The following is a 587-nucleotide window of genomic DNA, read 5'->3' on the forward strand; positions in this document are numbered from 1 at the left end:
TCACACATCTTTATGTTGGGAGGAGAAAGCTATCGGCTAAAGCAGAAGACCACAAGCTAGACTATGAAAGGTGGGTCAATTTTATTGGCCAAAGGTGGGTCAAAATAAATGGCCATTGACAGTTTGGAAAGGAGCAGTTGTTAGAAACATGACCATTCAAAACAGACCGGCATTGTTGCAATGCCGTTCACTCAGGGCGGGTTGTGCTCGCATTGGTTGAGAGGGCCGAAAGGTCGAGGATTTTCCGTGGACCTTTATTTCTGTTGTTAAGGCGAATCCTCCTCATGCCCCGTTGAGATGGCTTTCTATCGAGGCGGATCTGCATGTACACTTTTTGTGTACGTATTTAAGGAGGGCTGAAAATGCAGACGATCAATGTGCATGAAGCGCAAGAAAGGCTCGGCAGTTTACTTGATGCTGTGGCGTCCGGGGAAGAAGTTATGATCTTACGTCATGGCAAGCCAGGAGCCTGTAAATAAATCTGTGTAACTGCCCACCCCATTAAAGGTGGCCGTCCAGGCGGTCACCGAATTCGATAATAAAGCGATTCAAGGCCGGCTTCCAATCACGAATCGGCATGGTCCACT

General features: G+C 47.9%; 1 protein-coding gene. It reads left to right on the top strand.

Features of this window, described 5'->3' with window-relative positions:
- Positions 1 to 362 precede the first annotated feature (362 nt).
- Positions 363 to 479 carry a type II toxin-antitoxin system Phd/YefM family antitoxin gene (locus KEHDKFFH_RS19960; RefSeq protein WP_104323517.1) on the top strand — a complete coding sequence of 39 codons (117 nt, stop codon included), beginning with the start codon at positions 363 to 365 and terminating at the stop codon, positions 477 to 479.
- The last annotated feature ends 108 nt before the right edge of the window (positions 480 to 587 follow it).

The organism is Marinobacter maroccanus, assembly GCF_002933275.1.
GTDB classification, from domain to species: Bacteria; Pseudomonadota; Gammaproteobacteria; order Pseudomonadales; family Oleiphilaceae; genus Marinobacter; species Marinobacter maroccanus.